Source organism: Streptomyces sp. NPDC002623 (assembly GCF_053592635.1).
Map to the genome: position 1 here is coordinate 1 of NZ_JBSFWB010000067.1, position 19,697 is coordinate 19,697.

Below are 19,697 nucleotides of genomic sequence, written 5' to 3' on the forward strand. Positions count from 1 at the left end.
CTGCAGACACTCCTCGCGGTCTGGACCGGCGCCTGCCCGACCTGCCACCGCACCACGCCAGACCCCATATCAACCTGACCAGGCACTACTAGGGACGAGACCCAGCCCATTACCGCTCTCTGCTGCTCTTTGCCGCCGTCAGTGGTCCCGGTCGCCTGCCACCGCGTCGACGGCGAAGCCGACGACGAGGCTGGTGACGGCGAACAGCACCAGCATGACCACCCATCTCGTCGTGCCTGGCTCCGTGAGAGCCTCGGAACCGTAACCGGCGACCAACACGCCCACGCCCAGAGGCAGGGACCGCAGCAGGATCTTCCGTTTGCTCATGTGTGCCTGCTCATCTCTGCTCGCTCACCGCTGCTTGCGGAACTTGCCCAACAGCTTGATGACCTTGTTCTTGAGCCAGTTCCGGGTAGTTCTTCCCAGCCCGGCGCCGACGAGGCAGTACGCCACCGCGTACTTCGCCTTTCTCTTCCAGCTGCCCTTCGTCCAGATCAAGCCGACGCAGGCGCCGGCTACGCACTGGCCGATCTCGTCCGCCCAGGGGCGCGCCCACGGGGCGTACACACTGACGAACGCTTCGACCACGGCCCGGATGGTCATCGCGACCATCGCCTTGAACCACCAGCTGCTCCACCAGGCCTTGCCCGCCAGGTCTGTGCAGTTGACCGGGTCGGCGCCGCAGTAGTCGTACGCGCTGGCGCCGCCGCCGTAGATCGGGTCGGTCTGGAGGAACCGACCTGTCGACGGATCGTACAGCCGTACGCCCATCAGGACCGCGCTGCTGACGTCGGTGGTGGCCCGCTGCCTGCCGCCGAGCCAGCCGTAGCGGGCCGCGCCGGTGTCGGACTCCGGGTTGCCGTACTCGTCGAAGGCCGACGCGACGGGTGACTTGGTGGTGTCCAGCGGGAGCTGGACGACGGTGTCCCCGTGGAGGTCGGTGAGTTGGAGGACGGTGTCGCCGGTGGCGCTGGTCGTGGCCGCGAGCCGGCTGCCCGCGTCCTGGACGTTGCGGGTGACCGTCGTGCCGTCGGCCGTCCAGGCCGGGAGGTCGCCGTCGCGTCCGTAGTGGCTGGTCTCGGCGCTGGTCTGGCTCCACGTGCCGTCCGTGCCCTGGGTCTCGGTGGTCCAGGAGCCGAGGCGGCCGGCCGCGTCCAGGGTCCAGGTCTGCCGGCTTGCACCGGAGGTCAGCTGCCGGACGAGGTCGTTGGCGTAGTAGGCGACGGTGTCGCCGTCGGCCTGTGTCGTGGTGCGGTTGAAGGCGTCGTAGACCGTGCCGCCGGAGACCAGGCGGTCGGCGGTGTCGTAGGTGTACGTCGTGGTGGTCGCCCCGGTGCTGGTGCAGTCCGCGCCGACGTCGCTCGTGGCGGTCGCCAGGGCGGTGCGGTTGGTGTTGCTGTCGAAGGTGTAGTCCCTGCGGGTGCAGGAGCCGTCCGGCGCGGTGTCGTCGGCCCGTGTCAGCCGGCCCGCCGCATCGTAGGTGTAACTCCGCGTACGGGTCTGGCCGTTGCTGCCGGTCTCGGTGACGGTCTGGCCGTGCACCGTGTGGTCCGTGGCGTCGGCGGCGACGACGGTGCCGTCGCTGTCGCGGGTGTAGACGCGTGAGGTCTCCGCCCCGGTCTCGTCCTGGCTGAAGGTGGCGGTGTAGCCGCCGGGCAGGGTCTGTCCGGTCAGGCGGCCGTCGGCGTCGTACGCGGAGGTGAGGGTGCCCGCTGCGGAGTCGCTGCGGGAGGTCTCCACACCACGCGGGTTCTTGGAGGTGTCGTAGGTGTAGGTGGTCGTGGACGGGGCGGAGTCGGTGGTCTTCACCGGGCGGTCGAGCGCGTCGTACGCCGTGGTGGTGGTGTTCCCCGCGCCGTCGTTGTAGGAGATCTCCCGTCCGCGCGTGTCGTAGGTGTGGGTGACGGTCCGGCCGCCGGAGGACACTGTGGCGACCCGACCGGTCGCGGTGTCGTAGGTGGTGGCGGTGTCCGGGACCGCGGTGCCGGTGCCGCCGGTGACCGTCTTCGTCTTCGGGCGCCCGGCGCCGTCGTACGTCGTGACGGTGGTCCGGGTCGTCCCGTTGGCCGTCTCGATGGTCTTGGCGACGTTGCCCCAGCGGTCGTACTCGAGCGTCTTGGTGGGCAGTTGGCTCGGGTTGGAGCCGCCGCCGCTGATCGCCCCGGCCGGTGCCGTGGAGCACAGCAGGTCGGCCCACTCCGGACGGCCGTTGCAGGTGCCCGTGCCGGTCGCCGCGTAGTACGTGGCGACCATGGTGCCCGCGTCCGACCCGGCCGCCTTCGGCAGGCTGCTCTTGCTGACGCGGCCCTGGGAGTCGTACGTGAGCGAGGTCTTCAGCGCCAGCCCGCCCGGGTCGGCGACCGTGGCGACGGACGCGCCCTTGGCCCAGTCGTACTGCGTGGCCGTGGTGCGCACGTCCGCGTCCGACGGGTAGCCGCCCACGTACGCGCCCACCTCGGTGGTGGTCACCTGGTTGGCGATGGCCGCCGTGCCGTCGGTCGGGCGGCCCTCGTCGTAGGTGTGCGCGGTGTGCTTGCGGGCCGGTACGACGGCTCCGGCGGGCAGGTCGGTGCCGCCGGTGCCCGCCTGGAGCGCCAAGGCCAGGGTGACCCGGTGCAGCGGGCCGTACTCGTCGGTCTCCCGCAGTCCGTCGGAGGAGTAGTCCGAGCGGGTGGACAGCTGGTCGGCGCGGTCGGCCGTGGTCATGCCGTCGATGCCGAGCAGGGCGAGTTCGGTGAGCTGCTCCCCGCTGGTGGCGAGGGCCAGTTCCCGGTTGACGGCGGTCAGTTCACGGACGGTGTTGCCGAACCGGTCGTAGTCGGTGGTGGTGATGTGCCCGCCGGGCGTGGCCGTGTTGACGCCCCGGCCGGAGGCGTCGGTGTAGGTGATCGTCGCCCGGGTGTAGTCGGTCGCGGCCAGGTCGCTGCCGGTGTTCGACAGCGGCACGGAGTCGGCCGGGAACACCGCGGTGGCGTCCGCGGGCACGTCGGACTGTCCCCAGGTCGCCACGTTCGAGGCGGCCATGGAGTACGGCGCCTTGGTGCCGCTGAGCGGGACGTCGTAGGCCACGCTGGTGGTGGCCGTCGTGCCGTCGGTCTGGTTCTGGCTGCCCGCGGTCAGGTTCGGCCGGGACGCCTTGAGGAGCATGCCCTCACCGGCGGTCGAGGCGGCCCCCGCCTTGCCGTAGGTGAACGTCCACGGCACCTCGCCGGGCGAGGTGAGGGTGGCGACGCGACCGGCGCTGTCATAGGTGTACGCCGTCTTCAGCGCCGGGCTGATCCGCGGGTCCCACGCCTCGCGCAGGCGGCCCGCTGCGTCGTAGGCGTAGCCCGCCACGATCGTCGCGGTCGCGGCGGAGGCACCCGGGTCGGTGGCCCACTGCTTGATCTGCTTCAGGCGACCGGTGTAGTCCCCAAGGTCCGTGGCGGTCGCGGTGGTGGCGGTCGCGTAGACGAACTCCAGTACGCGGCAGCCGGCGGTGGTCGGCGTGGTCTCGCAGGTCGCGGCCGGGACCGCGGAGGTCGGGGCGATGAGGTACTTCGGGCGGGCCAGCGTGGCGCCGCCCGAGGTCACCGGCTCCGACACGATCTTGGTGGTGGTCGTGTCGGTCGGCAGGTAGGTGGAGGACAGCTGCCAGGTCGTGGCGGCCGCGTCGGCCTTGGCGAAGGTGGTCGTCGTCCCGTCGGTGGCCTCGGTCAGCGTGAACGAGCCCGTCAGGGAGCCGGTCAGTTTCAGGTTCTCGGCACCGGGCTGCGGCTTCCAGCCGCCCGAACCGGTCGCCGTGAACCCGGTCTCGTTGCCGTCGCCGTCCACGACGGCGACGGACGTGGTCGAGGTCATGCGGACGTAGACCCAGCTGGAGTCGGTCAGTTCGGCGACGACGCCCGAGGTCCACTGCGGTCCGAAGATCGCCGCCTGGCCCTCCGCGTCCGTGCCCGCGGCGGGCCGGCGGGACGAGGCGGTGCGGGAGACGGACAGGCCGAACCCGGAGGCATCGGTGGCGGACAGCGTGAAGTCGCCGGTGAGCGTGTTCACCTCGCCCGGCCCCACGTCCTCGGACGGGGCGGTACCGGCGTCGCGGTCCACGGTGACGGTGTTGGCCTGGGAGTAGCCGGTGGTGGTGCCGTCGGTGAACGCGGCCCGCAGGTCGATGGGGCCGTTCTCGGTGAGGGACGTGGTGATGTTCCAGGTGAGCGCGGCCGGGCTGCCGTTGGTCACGGCGACCGGCCAGGCGGACACGGCCGAGCCGTCCGACGACTTGGTGACGTCCGTGACCGGCACGTTGTGCCAGGAGTCCGTCTCACCACGCCGGTACTGGTAGGTGACGCCCGTGTAGGACGTCCTGCCGAGCGCGGTGAGGCTGACCCGGCGGGCGGTGGTGTCGCCGTCGGCCGGGGTCAGCAGCCCGGCCCCGTCGGCGCCGATGCCGAAGGAGTACGCGGCGGCGGTGCCGGACACGTTGCCCGCCACGTCGACGGCCTTGCCGTACAGCGTGTGCCAGCCGTCCCCGGGCGCGATGGTGACGGTGAGCGGGTCACCGCCGTCCCCGTTGGTCGTGTCGTTCACCGTGGTGGGCAGGGACGGGTCGTCCAGGCCCCACAGGTAGCCGCGGCCGTCCGTGCTCGTGGTGTCCAGCGTGCATGTCACGGAGCCGGACGCCTTCGCCGACCAGGTGTTCTGCGGGTAGTCCGGGCACGAGATCGACGGGGTGTTCGGCAGGCCCGTGTTCGTGGCGAAGTACGTGTAGCCCGACCAACTGCCGTAGTCCGTGAAGTCGTTGCCTCGCACCCGGAAGCGCAGATGCTTGCCGTTGGGCAGCGCGTTCGCCGACGGAACGGTCAGCTTCGCCGTGCCGCCCGAGGCCACCGAGGCCGGCGTCTTCGTGTACGAGTAGCTGGTGTCCGCGTACGCGGGGTCCGGCGTGATCTCGAACTGCGCCTCGACGGTGCCGCCTTCGGCGTCCGTGACCTTCGCGGAGAGGGTCGGGGTCAGCGAGGAGACGTAACGCGTGCCCGAGTAGGCGCTCACCACGGAGGGCGAGACGGCCGCCGAGGCGGTGGTGGCATAGGAGTTGTAGGTGACCGTCAGTTTCGGCGCGTAGCCGGCGGTGGTGTAGTTCGCCGATCGGAAGCGGCGCCACGTGGTGGAGTCGGTCTCGCTGGTGCCGTAGACCATGACCCCGTAGTTGGGGGAGCCGTCGGCCCAGGCCTGCACGATGGCGTCGATGTCCCAGTTGGACCAAGCCGCAGGGCAGGACGAATCGTAGCCGTGCGGCACGAGGTTGACGACCGCGCCGGTTCCGGTGGACGAGGGCCGGGTGGCCCAGGTGACCGACGTGGACGCCCAGGAGGAGGTGATACGGCGGACCGTGGTGCCGGAGCCTGAGGTGGAGCAGGTCGAAGCGTAGTAGTTGTACAGGGCGAAGTTGGTGTCGGTGATGTGCTTGCCCGCGAACTTCGACACATCGAACTTCAGGTACGAACGGGCCAGGTCGCTGCCGGAGTCGTAGGTGCCCGACTTCAGCTCCTGCGAGGAGACCTGGGAGTCCGGGTAGTCCGGGGTCTGCAACCAGGTGTCCGTGGTCACTGCGAGGGTGGTGGTCGGGTCCACCGTCACCGGGTAGGTCGCGGTGGCCAGGAAGTCCTTGTCCGGAGTGAGCACGAGGGTCTGGGTGCCGTCCGAGGCGGTCTCGATCTTCGTGGCGACCCGCTCCTGGTGCGCCGACTCACCGGAGGCGGGGTCCTTGGAGGCGTCCCACATCATCGGCGCCGGCGCCTCGGCGACCAGGCCACCGTCGGTGTTCTTCAGCAGCAGGTGACCGGAGTCGGCCTGAGACAGCTTCAACCCGTGCAGGTTCAGCGGAATCCGGTAGGACGCCGATTCGTCCTCGGGCCGCCGGGTCAGCGTGATGCTCTCCGAGAAGCCCTGCGCCAGTGCCGTCACCGACAGCGTCTGCCCGGCGCCCAGGTCGTAGGAGGCGGTGCTGTCCTTCACCTCCGGGACGGGCAGCTTGTCCTCCCAGCCCAGGCCGAAGGACTCCGTCCCCTTCGCCACCGACGCCAACTGCGTGTCTCCGCCGTCGGACACCGCGACGTCCGCAACCGCCACGGCAGGTGTCAGTTCGGCACCGGTGTCGGACAGCGACGTGTCAATGTCCTTCCACTGGGTGCCGTGCTTCACCCGCACCGGGCCGGCGTACGCCACGGTCTTCAACTGCCCGTTGGGCAGCGCATACGTTGTCGAGTCCGCGGCCCGCGCGGACAACACCTCGATCTCCCGCTTCTGGAGACGGGCCATCAGCACTGCCGACGCCTCGTCCTGCGCCTGCGCAGGGCCCAACGCCCTGGCTGGTGCGGACGCCGCGGGCTTGGCGTCCGCGGCAGCGGAGCCACTGGCGAACGCCATCCCGCTCGCCTCCGACACCAGCGCGGTCTCGGCCGCCAGCAGCATCGCCACACCGACGGCGATCTGCCGCAGCCGGCGCGTTCGAATCCCACTGCTTCTCGGTCTGCCATCAGACACCGGTCCATGACGCACGATCAGCTTCCTCCCCCATGAAAACTCCGCGATGCGGAGCCAACAGAAACCAGCCGATCTTCACAGGAGCCCACCCATCGCTTTCGACCGACGACCGGGCATGCTTACGCCGACACCAACGGGACCCGAACAGAAGGAGAAGCGCCGCTGTCCTGGCCACCGGGGTCACGTCCGCCTTGCGCAACTTGCCCGCCTCCACGCCGAGCTCGAGATTTTCTGAAACCTTGACGGAAGATGCGGATCCATGAGGAAGAACCCGGCATGGGTGCTCCTGAAGTCTCCTCATGCGACTCACAGGCCACCCAGAGCCGTTGGCGCAAAGTTCATCTGATCTCGAACCAGGCGATCTTGCCACCCTCGGCGAACGGCTCCACGCCCTGCTTCTACCGGAGTTCATCGACGCGGGCGCACGGCGCGGCACCACCGCCTTCTACCGGGTGACGGCTCTGGCCACAGACGGCACCGAGACCCTGCCCGCCGGCGACTACGTGATCACCGCTCCCGTGCAGTGACCACAACAGCAGCGCTGCACTGCCAGCCATGGGGGCGATCGCCCACACCCCCTTGCCCGGGACGGCAGGTGCTCGTGGGGACCGGTGGAACAAGTGTGTGCCTGTCCTGTTCACCAGGTGTCCCAGTGCAGCACCTCCTCCCTCGGGATGCGGCGGGCCGGGCGGAAGTCGGTGCCGAGGGTGAACGCCACCGGGATGAACGCCGCCTGCATGACGTCGTCGTAGGGGATGCCGAGGACGCGGGCCGACTCCTTCTCGTGGACGAGGTTGCCGGTGGTCCAGCAGCTGCCGAGGCCGCGGGCTCGGGCGGCGAGCATGAAGCTCCAGACTGCGGGGAGGACGGAGCCCCAGGTACCGGCCTGATTCAGGACGGACGCGTCGTCGGTACGGCCCTCCACACACGGCACGACGATCGCCGGGACCTCGTGGATGTGCCGGTAGAGATGGGCGGCGCCGGAGTACACCCGCTCCATGTGCGCCACGTCGGCTCGGCGCACGTCCCGTTCGGGGACGGGGGTGGAGACACCCGGCGTGCGCATGCCGTCGCGCCACACCTCGGCCAGTGCTGCCCGCCGCTCGGGGTCGGTCACGATGACGAAGTGCCAGCGCTGGCGGTTGCGGCCGGTCGGGGCCTGGACCGCCAAGTCCACGCATTCCTCAAGCAGTCGGCGAGGTACGGGCCGGGTGAGGTCGAGGCGGTGACGGACCGCCCGGGTGGTGGAGAGGAGCTCGTCGGAAGAGAGGTCGAGTGTCATGCGTTGACCTTCGCGGAGCGTGCAGTGCGGCGACAACGCCGGACTTTCACTGGATGAAAAGCGCGGGGTGCGAAATGGCCGAGAGCGTTGCCGGGCGGGTCTTCTCGGTGCTGGACGCGTTCGTGGGCGCGCCGGCCACGCTGCGCCTGACGGAGATCGCCCGCCGGACCGGGCTGCCGGTGCCGACGGCGCTGCGGATGGTGCGGGAGCTGGTCGCATGGGGCGGGTTGGAGCGGGCGGCCGACGGCTCCTACCGCCTGGGCACCCGCATCCGCGCCCTGGGCGCTGCGGCCCCCTGCCCGCGCGGCCTGCTCGACCTCTCGCTCCCCGCCCTCCGCACGCTCACATCCCGCACCGGCGGCCACGCGGACATCGCCGTCCCCTCCGACGGCGCGGCCCTGTGCCTGGTCAGCGGCGAACGCCTGCCCCTGCATGCCACGGCGGCCGGCAAGATCCTGCTCGCACACGGCCACGGCCACGGCCACGGTCATGGCCACGGCCGGCGGACGGAGGTACGACGCCACACCCGCCACACGGTGACCGCACCGGGCGCCCTCGGCTCCCAGCTGATCCGCATCAGGGAGACCGGCTTGGCGACGGCCCACGAGGAGTACGTACTGGGCGAACTCTCCTTCGCCACACCGGTGTTGCGGAACGAGCAGGCCCTGGCGGCGGTCTTCGTCACCCTGCCCACCAGCACGCCGCACGACCGCGTCGACAACGCCCTCCGCGAGGCGGCCCGCACCATCGGCCGAGGACTCGCCGACCCACCGCGATAACCGCACCGGGCTGGTGCTGCGACGATGCTTGTTCTGATTGCTGGGCAGTGTCAGGGCGGGGTGGCGTCGCCGCGGCCGATTTACGACAAGGACGGTTCCGTCCGTCACTCCGTGGGCCGCGCGGTCGGCAGGATCCGGTCGGGTGTGTCGGCGATCCCGGGCCTCGCGAGCCGCGTGCACCCTCAGCGTCTCACCGGCCAGGACGACCCGGGGTGCGGTCCGGGCACGTCCTGCCGTCCTGAAGATCTTCTTCAGCGCTTGGCGCGCATGGTGAGGCAGGGTGGATGCCGTGCGTGTGCTGCTCATGGACGACGTCGTCCGCGGCCCGAACCCAGTGGAGGTCGTTGGCAGTGTTCTCCGTCGGAAAATCGACAGCCCCTTTGACCGAGCCGGCATCGAAACCGCGCCCGGCGGGTCCTACCGGCTCCGCTCCTACGGAGCCTGACGCCGGACGAGGCCGACTTGCCCGCCTTTACCCTTCCCTCCTACGCCCATCCCGCCTGCGCCCTTCCCTTCTGCGCCCTTCCCGTCTGCGTCCACGGACGGTGCGCGGCCGTGCCACCGTCGCCGTCGCACTTGTCGGCAGTCTTGCCGTGGCCGCATGCTCGGTGGTCCTGCTCTACGCCGTGCACACCAATCTGGTCGCGTCCGCCCAGAGCGCGGCTCGCGACCATGTCGAGGAGGCGGCCGAGCGACTTGCGTCCGGCACATCGCCGGACGACGTGGAAGCCGCCCTGCCGGACGTCGGCCTGGAGATATCACCCCCCGCCGATTCAGAGCCGACCACAGTTCCGGATGACCAGGGCGGCGCCAGCGCCGAAGTCGGGACATCTGCTGGGATGTACCTGGTGCAGGCCTACCCCAACCTCACCCCGGCGCACACGGCCGTCGTCACCCTGACCTGGGCCCTGATCCCCTGCACCGCCCTGCTGGTCCTGCTGGTCTCCTGGCTGACCTGGTTCGCCATGGGCCGGGCGCTTCGACCGGTCGAAGCCATCCGCGCCGAGTTCGCGGACCTCACCGCCCACAGCCTCCAGCAACGTGTCCCCGTGCCCGACTCCGGCGACGAGGTCGCACTGCTGGCGGAGACCATGAACAGCACTCTCGACCAGCTCCAGCGCGCTGTCGGCCGCCTGCGGACCTTCACCTCGGACGCCTCGCATGAACTGCGCGGCCCCCTCACCACCTTGAGAGCCCGACTGGAGCTGGCCCTGGCCCGTCCCGACCAGGCCGAATGGATCACCGTCGGCGGCGAGGCCCTGGAGGACACCACCCGTCTCGAAGAGGTCGTCGCCGATCTGCTGCTCCTCGCCCGCCTGGACGCGCGCCGGCCCCTGAAGCTCCAACCCCTCTGTGTGAACGACCTCCTGCGGCGCACCGTCGCCGAGTGCCGTCCGCGACAGTCCGTCGTCCTCGTCACGTCCCCCGACACCGACGACGAGACGGTCATGGGCAGCCGCACGGCTCTCACCCGCCTCCTCACGAATCTCCTGGACAACGCGCTGCGCCACGCCCACAGCACCGTGACCGTCCAGGTGAGCCGCACCGAGCGGGAGTTGACCGTCGAGGTCAGGGACGACGGACCGGGCATTCCCGCGCCCGACCGGGAACGGGTCTTCGACCGCTTCACCCGGCTCGACAACGCCCGTACCCGCGACACGGGAGGCACCGGCCTCGGCCTCGCCATCGCCCGCGACATCGCGACCGCCCACAGCGGGACACTCACCGCTCAAGCCCCCCACGCCGACGACCACGGAGCCCGGATGGTGCTCACCCTGCCGATCGGCTCGCCCACGCCGGTGACTTAGGCACCGCTCACGCCAGGGTGCTCGGCCGGAGTTCCGGCCGAGCACCCTGGCGGACAACCCACCTGCTACCGCGAGGTCGTCTGCCCCTCCTCGCCGACCACGACGGGGACATCGGAGAGCGGAACGGCCTCGCCGGGGTCGACCATTGTGACGTCGTCCAGATCCGGGGTGCCGGGCACCTCGGTGAGGGTGATGCCGGTGTCCGTGCTCGTTCCGTCGTCGCCCGAGGCGGCCACCGCCACGGCGGCCCCTCCGGAGACGAGGAGCGCGGTCACCGCTCCGGCCACGACCAGGCTTCGACGGCGTGAGATGCCGCGCCACTGCGTCTTCATTCGACCAGCTCCTTCAAGAGAGGAAGGGAAGCGGGAGTACCGGCCTCGAACCGGCCCCGCTCCCCCGGGATCGACTACAACGGCAACTCTGGCCCCCGGCCGCTGAAGGACCGCTGAACATCCTGAAGACCCTCTTCAGCGGCCGCCGACCCGGCTACGGCCGCCGAACGGAGGCCGCCGGGCCCTCGGCTACTGGCGCCAGGCCGCGACGAGGTTCTGCACCGGGTCGCCGCCTTCGCGTGCGAGGTAGAGGGCGCGGGCGCTGACCCACAGAACGGTCGGGCCGATGTGGTCCGGGTAGCGGTCGAGCATGGCCTGGAAGAACGCCTCCGGGGTGTCGTGCCCGGTCAGAGCGGCCTCGGCGTCGTCGAGGTAGCGGCGGGTCTCGGCGAGCAGGCGGGCCGCGTCGTCGTCGAGGCTGTTGTTCTGATGGCTGGCCACGATGTGGCGCGGGGCCAGCGCGGCGACGGTGTCGATGGCCTTGCGCCAGGGGCCGAAGTCACCGTCGGCGGACTCGGCCAGGTAGACGTGGACGCCGTTGTAGAGGGCGTCGCCGGCGACCACGAGGTCGAGGTCGGGCACGTGCACGACCGCGCTGTCGTCGCTGTCGGCGTGCCCCAACGGAACGAGGTGGACGTCGTGGCCTTCGAGGTCGAGGCGGTTGCCGGGCGCCGCGACGGCCGTGACCGGGGAGGCGGGGATCTGGCCCGGCCACAGGACGTCCCAAAGAACCTCCCGGGCGTACACGTTGTTGTGCATCTGCGCGATGGTGGCCTCGGAGGTGATCACCTGGGCGCCGAAGCGGTCGGCGAGCACGCCGGCGGTGAACCAGTGGTCTCCGTGGCCGTGGGTGACGACGATGTGCGTCAGCCGCTTCCCGCTCGCCTCGACCCAGTCACCGACCGCTTGTGCCTGGTCGAGGGTGAGCGGCGGGTCGACGAGCACGGCGTCCTGCCGGCCGTGGATCAGGGTGACCGCGATGGGCTGGAAGGTGCGGGGCTCTCCGTTGGGGAGCGGTCCTGGACCGGCCATGGGCAGCGGGTCCGCGACGAACAGGTCGTAACCGAGGCCGGAGGGGGTGCTGGTGGACATGGCGTCTCCTGTTGATCAGTGCGTGCGGAGCGGTGGTCGGTGGGGTGGACCGTGCGGTGGTCGGTGCGGTAGACGGTGGGGTGGTTGGTGCAGTGGTCGGTGCAGTGGTTGGTGTTGTCGGGTTGTTCATGGGCGGTCGAGGAAGTCCTTGACGTCGGCGGCGAACTCCTCGTGGTGCTGGAAGAGGAAGCCGTGTGCCGCGTCCGGGTAGATCTTGATCTCCGCGTCGGGGATGAGCCCGGCGAGCAGGTGGGTGTAGCGGGGGAGGATCATCGGGTCGCTGTCGCCGTTCGCGACGAACACCGGTGCCTGGATCGCGGTCACCCGCTCCAGGAGGGCGATGTTGGGGATGCCCCAGGCGGTGACCGCGTCGTACTGCGCCTGGCGGGTCTGCCAGGTGGTGGGTGCGTCGAACTCGGCCCGGGAGAACATCCGCCCGAAGGCCTTCTCACCGGCGGAGCGGCTCTCGGGTGAGCGGGTGTAGAAGACGTCGAGCACCTTGGCGGGAACGACTTCCGGCTCGCCGACGGAGTCGATGACCCACTTCGCCCACCCGTGCATCCCGGGCGCGCCCTGGGGCGCGGCCGAGGCGAGCACGAGACGGCGGACCAGCGCAGGCCGGATCAGCGCGATCTCCTGGGCCACGAAGGAGCCCAGGGAGAAGCCGAGGATGTCGGCCCGCGTCAGGTCCAGGGCGTCGAGGAAGGCGACGGCGTCCAGGGCCATCTGCGCGACCGTGCCGGGCGTGGCGCCGCCGGATCCGCCTACGCCGGTGTTGTCGAAGGCGATGACGCGCCGGTCCTGGGCCAGGGCGTCGACCAGCGCCGGATCCCAGTAGTCGAGGTTGCCCCGGAAGTGCATGAGCAGCACCAGCGGCACCCCGCCCGCGCCGACCTCACGGTAGGCGTACTCGATGCCGTTGCCGGCGGACACCGTCTTGACCGGTGCCTGAGCGTAGAGCTGAGTCATCGGACTCTCCCTTTCTGGGCCGGCCCCCGCAGGGGCCGGGATGGATACTCCGGCGCGCAGAAACCACTGATCGGCCCCTGAGCGTCAGCGATGGCCGGCGATCGATGTATAGCGATCGCTTTACTTCGACGAGGCTGACGCTACCCCTTCTCCTCGACGAATGTAAAGCGATCGCTATACTTCCGGGCATGGAGTCAGAGACAACGACCACCGGGGCCGCCCGCGGCGGCGGACGCGGCGGCGGACGCGGCGCACGCGAGCGCATCCTGCAGGCGGCGGGCGAGTTGTTCTACGCACGCGGTATCCACGCCACCGGAGTGGCAGCGCTCATCGAAGCCGCGCACGTGTCGCCGCGGACCTTCTACGTGCACTTCCCGACGAAGAACGCGCTGGTGGAGGAGTACCTTCGCCGGTTCGAGACGGAGACGCCGCTCCTCGCCGAGACCGAGCTGGAGCGCGACGATCTGACGCCGGCCGAGCGGCTGCTGGCGATCTTCGCCCCGATCGACGGGGGCCCGGCCCCGGTCATCCGCGGCTGCCCCTTCCACAATGCCGTCGTCGAGGGCGCCGGGGAACTGCCCGAGATCGCCCACCTCGCACAGCAGCACAAGCAGGCCTTCCGCGACCGCCTCGTGACCACCGCCGCCGAGGCCGGAGCAGCGGACCCGCAGGCCCTCGGCCGACAACTGGCCGTGCTCTTCGAGGGCGCCAACGCGCTCGCGGCCTCCAGCAACGACGCGGAGGCCTTCACCGACGCCCGACGAGCCGCCGAGACGCTACTGGACGCATCCTTGAGGGCCGCGCCCGGTACCCGACCGGAAGGGTAGACCTGCCAGCACCGGCAGACCATCGCCGCTGTCAGGCGCCGTCGGAGCGGAGTCGGTAGGCCCCGCCGGGCACGGTTTCGATGGTGACCCGGCCGAAGGGCCTGTCGATTTTCCGGCGAAGGGCGCTGACGTGGACCTCCACGATGTTCGGACCGCCCGCGTACGCGCTGTCCCAGACCTCCTCGAGGACGGCGGCCTTGCTGACGGCGCTGTCCGGGGTCGCCGCGAGCAGTGCGAGGATGTCGAACTCGCGGGGGGTGAGGGCGATGTCCTGGCCCGCGCGGCGGCAGCGACGGGCGCCCGTGTCTATCTCGAGGTCGCCGAAGTGCTGGACGATCTGGCGTTCTGGGCGCGACCGGCGGATCAGAGCGCGCAGCCGGGCGTTGAGGACGACGAACGAGAAGGGTTTCGTCAGGTAGTCGTCCGCCCCGGTTTCCAGTCCTTCCGCTTCGTCGTACTCACCGTCTTTCGCCGTCAGCATCAGGATCGGGGTGTTGTCTCCGACCGAGCGCAGATGGGCGCAGACCTTGTAGCCGTTGAGGCCGGGCATCATGACGTCGACGATGATCACGTCATAGTCGTCGGCCAGTGCCCTGGCCACACCGTCGAGGCCGTCACTCACCGCGTCGACCGCGAAGCCCTCTGCGCGAAGACCCTGTCGGAGCAGTTCCACGAGCCGGACGTCGTCGTCCATCACCAGCACACGCATGCCACCCACTCTGCCTCACCGGCCGCGCCGGGAGCTGAAGAGGATCTTCAGCTCAATTTGCCGGTGCGGCCCCCTCCCCCTCACCGATGAGCTTCATTGCCGTCCCCGCGAAGGGTCCCCGATGAACATTCCCGAACAGCACGAGCGCAGCATGGCGTCGAGTCGGCGCATACCGCCGCGGGTCGCGTTCTACGTCCTCGCCTCCGTCGTGGTCTCCTTCCTCAGCGCGTGTTCTGAGCCGTCTGCGAGCAGCCTCGCACCATGAGGCACGATGACCTCCAGGAGAACGAGCGATGCGGGTGCAGGAAGAGTCGTCGAGGATGACCCAGCCCTCCGAGAACGAGTCCATGACGGAACAGACCGCGTGCGGACAGGCGGCGCGCAGTCCGTTGCGTGCGTTCCTGCAGACCGAGACCGGCAGCGCCGCGGTCCTGCTGGGCGCGGTGCTCGCCGCCCTCGTCTGGGCCAACGTCTCCCCCGGTTCGTACGAATCCTGGTGGCGGACGGAGATGGCGTTCCGCATCGGTTCGGTCGGGGTGTCCCTGGATCTGCGCGAGTGGGTCAACAGCGGGCTGATGACGCTGTTCTTCTTCATCGTCGGTCTGGAGGCCCGGCGCGAGTTCGACATGGGTGAGCTGCGCGAACGCCGCCGCCTCGCGCTGTCGGCGGTCGCCGGGGTCAGCGGCATGCTCGTTCCCGTGGCGATCTATCTCGGCGTCAACGCGGGCCAGGACTCGATTCAGGGCTGGGGCGCCGCGATGTCCACCGACACGGCTTTCGCCCTCGGCATGCTCGCCGTCTTCGGCTCACGGCTGCCGGGTAGCCTGCGGGTCTTCCTGCTCACTGTGGCGGTCACCGACGACCTGGTGGCGCTGGCCGTCATCGCCTTCGTCTACAGCGGCGCGATCTACCTGCCCGCCCTGCTCACGGCGCTCGGCATCTTCGCCGCACTCCTCGTGCTGCGCTCCGCCGGAGTACGCATCCCGGGCGTCTACGCGGTGCTCGGCATCGCCTTGTGGGGCGCGCTGCTCCGCTCGGGCGTCGACCCCGTGGTCAGCGGCCTGGTCATGGGTCTGCTCACGTACGCCCATCCCGCGCACCGGCACGCCCTGGAACGTGTCAGCCGGCTGTTCCTCGGATTCCGGGAGCAGCCGACGCCCGAGCTGGAACGCACCCTGCGCCGCGGCCTGACCGCCGCGCTCTCCCCCAACGAGCGGCTCCAGCGGATGATCCACCCCTGGACCAGCTATGTCATCGTGCCGCTGTTCGCGCTGGCCAACGCCGGACTCACCATCAGCGCCGCCCGTCTGTCGGACGCCGTCACCTCGCCCATCACGCTCGGCATCGTGTTCGGCTACGTCCTGGGCAAGCCGGCGGGCATCCTGGGCGCCACCTGGATCGCCGCCCGCGTCAGCAAGGGGCAGCTGCGCCCGACGGTCGGCTGGGGCGCCGTCGCGGCGGGCGGAAGCCTCGCCGGGGTCGGTTTCACGGTCTCCCTGCTGATCGCCACGCTCGCCTTCCACGGGTCACAGCTGGAGCAGGCGAAGATCGGCATTCTGGCGGCCGTGGTGACGTCCTTCCTGATCACCTGGTCGGTGACCCGGATCATCGCCCTGCTGCCCACGCCGGCGCGCAACCGCGCCCTGCTCGGCTCCGGCCACGGCATCGTCGATCTCAGCGAGCCCGTCGACGCGGCACGTGACCACGTGCGCGGTCCGCTCGGCGCACCGGTGACGCTGGTCGAGTACGGGGACTACGAGTGCCCGTACTGCGGCCTGGCGGAACCGGTGGTCCGCGAACTGCTCGCCGACTTCGGCGACGACCTGCGCTATGTCTGGCGGCATCTGCCCCTCACCGACGTCCATCCCAACGCCCAGCTCGCCGCGGAGGCCGCCGAGGCGGCGGCCCTGCAAGGCCGCCACTGGCAGATGCACGACATCCTGATCGACCACCAGGGAGACCTGCGACTGAAGGACCTTCTGGGCTACGCCGAGCAGATCGGCCTCGATCTCGACGACTTCCGCCGGGACCTGAGGGCGCGCGCCGGAGCGCACCGGGTGGCAGAGGATGTCGAGTCGGCGGATCTGAGCGGCGTTTCGGGCACGCCGACCTTCTTCGTCAACGGCCGACGGCACCACGGCGCCTACGACGTCGCCTCACTGTCCGAGGCCGTGCGCGCCGCCCGAGACCGGGCGGCCCTGGTGGAGGCGGACCCGCCACGGTGACAGGCGGCCGGCGGCCACCTCCTGACGAGCACCATGGCCGTGGTCATCGCCCCCACCCGCTTGGTACTGTGCGCACCCATCGTGAGTGCGCTGCCGCACGTCGAGGCCCGGTGCCGAGGATGCGACTCCAGCGTCTTGCTTTGGTCGGCAAAGGGTCAAAGGAGACGGCCGATGAACAGGGAACGCTGGTGGCCCTGTGAACTCCGCGGCCGCGCCGGTGAGCTCGGAATCATCGAGAACGAACTCCGACGAGTCGCCGACGGCCACGGCAGCACCATCGTGGTCACCGGCGGTGCCGGCATCGGCAAGACTCGGCTGCTGGCGGAGGCCAGGGCCGTCGCCGATCGTTTCGGAGTCCGGACAGGCAGCGTCACGGCGGAGCCGAACGAGAGCGCCGTCGAGATGTCCGCGCTGCTGTCAGCGCTGTTCGGTGGGCGCGAACCGCTTCTTCCCCGGCAGGATCTCCCGCCGCCGCCACAACCGAACCAGCGGTTCTGGCTCCTTCGGGACATCGAAGCCCTCCTCGAGAAGAGTGCCCTCGATACGCCGCTCGCCGTGTGCGTCGACGATGCCCACTGGGTCGACGCCGGCACTGCGGCGGCCCTGCGTGAGCTGCCCCTTCGGCTGCGCGACGTCCCCGTCGCCTGGATCATCGCTGCGCGGCCGACCCCTCGACCGACCCCGATCGCCAAAACTCTGGACTACCTCGAGAGCCGAGACCTGCACAGGGTCGGTCTCGGCCCGCTGCGGGGCAAGGCCGTGACCGCGATCGCGGCGGAGATTCTCGGCGCGGAGCCGGGCCGGAACGTCCTCGCGCTCACCGAGCAGGCGGCCGGAAACCCGTTTCTCCTCGTCGAGACCCTCCTGGGGCTTCAGGAGGAAGAGCGCATCGAGACCGTCGACGGCCTGGCCGACGTCCGCGACACCCGGCTGCCACGCCGGGTCGCCCACAAGATGCGCGAGCGCCTGGCGCACCTGTCCGTACCGGCCCGGGAAGCGGTCGTCGTCGCCGCGTCCCTGGGGCGGCGCTTCTCCTTCACCGACCTGGCACAGATGCTCGATCGTCCGACCTCGGACCTTCTCGCGCCGGTGGGCGAGCTTCTGGCCGCGGACCTGTTCATCGAACGCGACGCCAAGCTGGCGTTCTGGCACGACATCACCCGCGAGGCGGTCCGGGCCGGCGTCCCGGTCAGCGCACGCTGCGCGCTGGATCGCCAAGCCGCGACCGTCCTGCTGGAACGCGGTGCGCTTCCGGTGGAGGTCGCGCACCAGCTCGCCGCCAGCGCCGAGCCGGGGGACGAAGTGGCGATCACGACCCTGCTGCAGGCCGCCAGGGCGGTCGTCGTCACCGACGCGGCGACCGCCGCGGATTTCGCCTGCCAGGCACTGGACCTCTCCCCACCCCAGCACCCACAGCGGGGCGAGATCGTCAGCGTCGCGGCCGTGGCGCTTCACACGAGCGGGAACTCCGGCGAGGCCATCGCGTTCGCCGACGCCGCATTGCGGGACACTCTGCCTGCCGAGCAGGAGGCGCAGGTGCGCCTCAGCATCGCCGGCATGTTCGCCCTCTCCCCCGATGCCCGTGCCGAAGCCGGCCGTCTGGCGCTCGGCCTTCCGGACGTCTCACCGCCGCTACGGGCTGCCCACCTGGCGTGCCTGGCCTACAACCTCCTGGTCGGCGGACGGGTCGAGGAAGCGCTGCGCTCGATGCCCGAAGCGCGCGAAGCCGCTGCCGCGACCGGGGATCCGCGTGCGTCGCTCGTCCTCGGCGTCGCCGAGGCCGGCCTCGCCTATGCCGACGAACGATTCGACGAGGCTCACGAGTTGTTCGCGAAGGCGGCTCGCGAAGGCCTGACGGCCGGTGACAACACCCGGATCCGGATGGTTCAGGTGTACTGCGCCGAGCTCCTCTCCCACCTCGACCGGGAGGACGAGGCGCTCGCGATCGTGGAGGAGGGACTCGCCTCGGCGCAGCGCGATCGCCAGGACTGGATCTATGAGCTCTACGAGACCTGGCAGGCCCGACTGTGGCTGCGGTTCGGCCGCATCTCCGACGCCGCCGCCGTACTCGAAGGCCGATTCGAGCTCGAGGACGGCACTCGCGCCGTGGCGGCGCTGGACGGGGCAGGGCTGTGCGCGATGGCGCGCGCGGCCATGCACATGGCCGACAGCAGACAGCTGCGCCGGGCCGGCGAGATCGGCAAAGTGATGCTCGCCCACGGAGCGCCGGTGATCAGGCAGCATGCAGCCTGGATGCTCGCGCTGACCGCTGTGGGCGACGGCGACATGAAGGCGGCACGCGACTGGCTGGCGGGCCTCGCGGACAAACCGGCGCTTCCGCGCTTCCCGCAGGACGTCACCGACGAGATGGTCCTGGCCAGGATCGCCGCCGCGACGGGGGACGATCAGCTCGCCCGACTCGCGCTGGCCAACGTGCGCCGGCGCGCGGCGGCCAACAGCGGCTCGGTGGCGATCGCGGCGACTCGCGCGTATGTCGAGGGCCTGCTGTCGCATGACGCTCGCGAGCTGCGCGCAGGGGCGGACGGCTTCGAGCGGTGTCGCCGACCGTTGGAGCGGGCCATGGCCACCGAGGATCTCGGCATCTGCCTCCTCGCCTCCGATCACGAGGCCGCGGTGGCCGCTCTGGGACAGGCCCTCGCCGGGTACACGGACCTCGGGGCGGTCCGGGACGCCCGGCGGGTCCGCAGCCACCTGCGCGACCTCGGAATTCGTCGGCGGCTCGTCGTCCGTGAACCGGCCACCCGCGGCTGGGCGGCCATGACGGCGGCCGAGGAATCGGTGGCCGGACTGGTCGCCCAGGGACTGACCAACCGCGAGGTCGCCGAGCGGTTGTTCCTGTCGCCGCACACGGTGAACAGCCACCTACGGCATGTCTTCGCCAAACTCGGGATCAAGTCCCGGGTCGAGCTGGCCCGCCTCGGAGCACTCGACGCGGGCGGCGAACGGATCGACCTCGGGGCGACCGACCCGACCTGACGCCGACGCCTCCCTCGGCCCATGACGAGAGCCACGCCGTGCAGGGCGGTGCCGCGCGGGACGTATGGCTCGATCGAGTGATTCGGCAGCGCCGGCCGCTGGCGGATCCTTGATCGCAGGTCGTGCGAAGCGCGGATGCCGCAAGGAGGCAAGAC

13 protein-coding genes are annotated in these 19,697 nt (G+C 70.5%); 6 read left to right on the forward strand and 7 right to left on the reverse strand.

Annotated features, from left to right (window positions below):
* Positions 1-138 precede the first annotated feature (138 nt).
* A complete protein-coding gene (locus ACWD4O_RS46920) occupies positions 139-327 on the reverse strand; it encodes a hypothetical protein (RefSeq protein WP_451289237.1) in 189 nt (62 codons plus the stop codon).
* Positions 328-351: 24 nt separating this feature from the next.
* The gene (locus tag ACWD4O_RS46925) at positions 352-6,450 is read right to left on the reverse strand and encodes a DNRLRE domain-containing protein (protein WP_451289257.1); all 6,099 of its coding nucleotides are present in this window, start codon (positions 6,448-6,450) and stop codon (positions 352-354) included.
* A gap of 371 nt (positions 6,451-6,821) precedes the next feature.
* Here ACWD4O_RS46925 and ACWD4O_RS46930 point away from each other — a divergent pair, with 371 nt between their 5' ends.
* Positions 6,822-7,049, forward strand: coding sequence for a hypothetical protein (locus tag ACWD4O_RS46930; RefSeq protein ID WP_451289238.1), 228 nt, complete (start codon positions 6,822-6,824; stop codon positions 7,047-7,049).
* A gap of 110 nt (positions 7,050-7,159) precedes the next feature.
* On the opposite strand, the gene ACWD4O_RS46935 is transcribed toward ACWD4O_RS46930, so the two are convergent.
* Positions 7,160-7,804, reverse strand: coding sequence for a nitroreductase family protein (locus tag ACWD4O_RS46935; RefSeq protein ID WP_451289239.1), 645 nt, complete (start codon positions 7,802-7,804; stop codon positions 7,160-7,162).
* Between the two features lie 74 nt (positions 7,805-7,878).
* On the opposite strand from ACWD4O_RS46935, the gene ACWD4O_RS46940 reads away from it, so the two are divergent.
* Both ACWD4O_RS46940 and ACWD4O_RS46945 read left to right on the forward strand, forming a co-directional pair.
* Positions 7,879-8,583, forward strand: a complete 705-nt coding sequence (locus ACWD4O_RS46940; RefSeq protein WP_451289240.1) for an IclR family transcriptional regulator — start codon at positions 7,879-7,881, stop codon at positions 8,581-8,583.
* Between the two features lie 593 nt (positions 8,584-9,176).
* Entirely contained in the window at positions 9,177-10,391 is a 1,215-nt protein-coding gene (locus ACWD4O_RS46945; protein WP_451289241.1) for a sensor histidine kinase, read from the forward strand.
* Between the two features lie 65 nt (positions 10,392-10,456).
* On the opposite strand, the gene ACWD4O_RS46950 is transcribed toward ACWD4O_RS46945, so the two are convergent.
* The 3 genes from ACWD4O_RS46950 to ACWD4O_RS46960 form a co-directional block, all read right to left on the reverse strand.
* Positions 10,457-10,723 (reverse strand): hypothetical protein, encoded by a 267-nt coding sequence (locus ACWD4O_RS46950; protein ID WP_451289242.1) that lies wholly within the window; start codon positions 10,721-10,723, stop codon positions 10,457-10,459.
* A 189-nt stretch (positions 10,724-10,912) separates the two neighbouring features.
* Positions 10,913-11,815, reverse strand: a complete 903-nt coding sequence (locus ACWD4O_RS46955) for an MBL fold metallo-hydrolase (RefSeq protein WP_451289243.1) — start codon at positions 11,813-11,815, stop codon at positions 10,913-10,915.
* A 126-nt stretch (positions 11,816-11,941) separates the two neighbouring features.
* Positions 11,942-12,784, reverse strand: coding sequence for an alpha/beta fold hydrolase (locus tag ACWD4O_RS46960; RefSeq protein WP_451289244.1), 843 nt, complete (start codon positions 12,782-12,784; stop codon positions 11,942-11,944).
* 188 nt (positions 12,785-12,972) lie between these two features.
* On the opposite strand from ACWD4O_RS46960, the gene ACWD4O_RS46965 reads away from it, so the two are divergent.
* Complete coding sequence (locus tag ACWD4O_RS46965; protein WP_451289245.1) at positions 12,973-13,611, forward strand: TetR/AcrR family transcriptional regulator; 639 nt, start codon at positions 12,973-12,975, stop codon at positions 13,609-13,611.
* 31 nt (positions 13,612-13,642) lie between these two features.
* Here ACWD4O_RS46965 and ACWD4O_RS46970 read toward each other — a convergent pair whose 3' ends face one another.
* A complete protein-coding gene (locus ACWD4O_RS46970; RefSeq protein WP_451289246.1) occupies positions 13,643-14,320 on the reverse strand; it encodes a response regulator transcription factor in 678 nt (225 codons plus the stop codon).
* A 293-nt stretch (positions 14,321-14,613) separates the two neighbouring features.
* Here ACWD4O_RS46970 and nhaA point away from each other — a divergent pair, with 293 nt between their 5' ends.
* Together nhaA and ACWD4O_RS46980 are read left to right on the forward strand one after the other, a co-directional pair.
* Positions 14,614-16,545 carry a Na+/H+ antiporter NhaA gene (gene nhaA, locus ACWD4O_RS46975; protein ID WP_451289247.1) on the forward strand — a complete coding sequence of 644 codons (1,932 nt, stop codon included), beginning with the start codon at positions 14,614-14,616 and terminating at the stop codon, positions 16,543-16,545.
* A 171-nt stretch (positions 16,546-16,716) separates the two neighbouring features.
* Positions 16,717-19,542, forward strand: a complete 2,826-nt coding sequence (locus ACWD4O_RS46980; RefSeq protein ID WP_451289248.1) for a LuxR C-terminal-related transcriptional regulator — start codon at positions 16,717-16,719, stop codon at positions 19,540-19,542.
* The last annotated feature ends 155 nt before the right edge of the window (positions 19,543-19,697 follow it).

What these genes read in the sequence shown, in the direction of transcription:
- ACWD4O_RS46920 (WP_451289237.1), bottom strand. Translation starts at nt 327, where the DNA reads ATGAGCAAACGGAAGATCCTGCTGCGGTCCCTGCCTCTGGGCGTGGGC.
- ACWD4O_RS46925 (WP_451289257.1), bottom strand. Translation starts at nt 6,450, where the DNA reads ATGCTGCTGGCGGCCGAGACCGCGCTGGTGTCGGAGGCGAGCGGGATG.
- ACWD4O_RS46930 (WP_451289238.1), top strand. Translation starts at nt 6,822, where the DNA reads ATGCGACTCACAGGCCACCCAGAGCCGTTGGCGCAAAGTTCATCTGAT.
- ACWD4O_RS46935 (WP_451289239.1), bottom strand. Translation starts at nt 7,804, where the DNA reads ATGACACTCGACCTCTCTTCCGACGAGCTCCTCTCCACCACCCGGGCG.
- ACWD4O_RS46940 (WP_451289240.1), top strand. Translation starts at nt 7,879, where the DNA reads ATGGCCGAGAGCGTTGCCGGGCGGGTCTTCTCGGTGCTGGACGCGTTC.
- ACWD4O_RS46950 (WP_451289242.1), bottom strand. Translation starts at nt 10,723, where the DNA reads ATGAAGACGCAGTGGCGCGGCATCTCACGCCGTCGAAGCCTGGTCGTG.
- ACWD4O_RS46955 (WP_451289243.1), bottom strand. Translation starts at nt 11,815, where the DNA reads ATGTCCACCAGCACCCCCTCCGGCCTCGGTTACGACCTGTTCGTCGCG.
- ACWD4O_RS46960 (WP_451289244.1), bottom strand. Translation starts at nt 12,784, where the DNA reads ATGACTCAGCTCTACGCTCAGGCACCGGTCAAGACGGTGTCCGCCGGC.
- ACWD4O_RS46965 (WP_451289245.1), top strand. Translation starts at nt 12,973, where the DNA reads ATGGAGTCAGAGACAACGACCACCGGGGCCGCCCGCGGCGGCGGACGC.
- ACWD4O_RS46970 (WP_451289246.1), bottom strand. Translation starts at nt 14,320, where the DNA reads ATGCGTGTGCTGGTGATGGACGACGACGTCCGGCTCGTGGAACTGCTC.
- nhaA (WP_451289247.1), top strand. Translation starts at nt 14,614, where the DNA reads ATGCGGGTGCAGGAAGAGTCGTCGAGGATGACCCAGCCCTCCGAGAAC.
- ACWD4O_RS46980 (WP_451289248.1), top strand. Translation starts at nt 16,717, where the DNA reads ATGAACAGGGAACGCTGGTGGCCCTGTGAACTCCGCGGCCGCGCCGGT.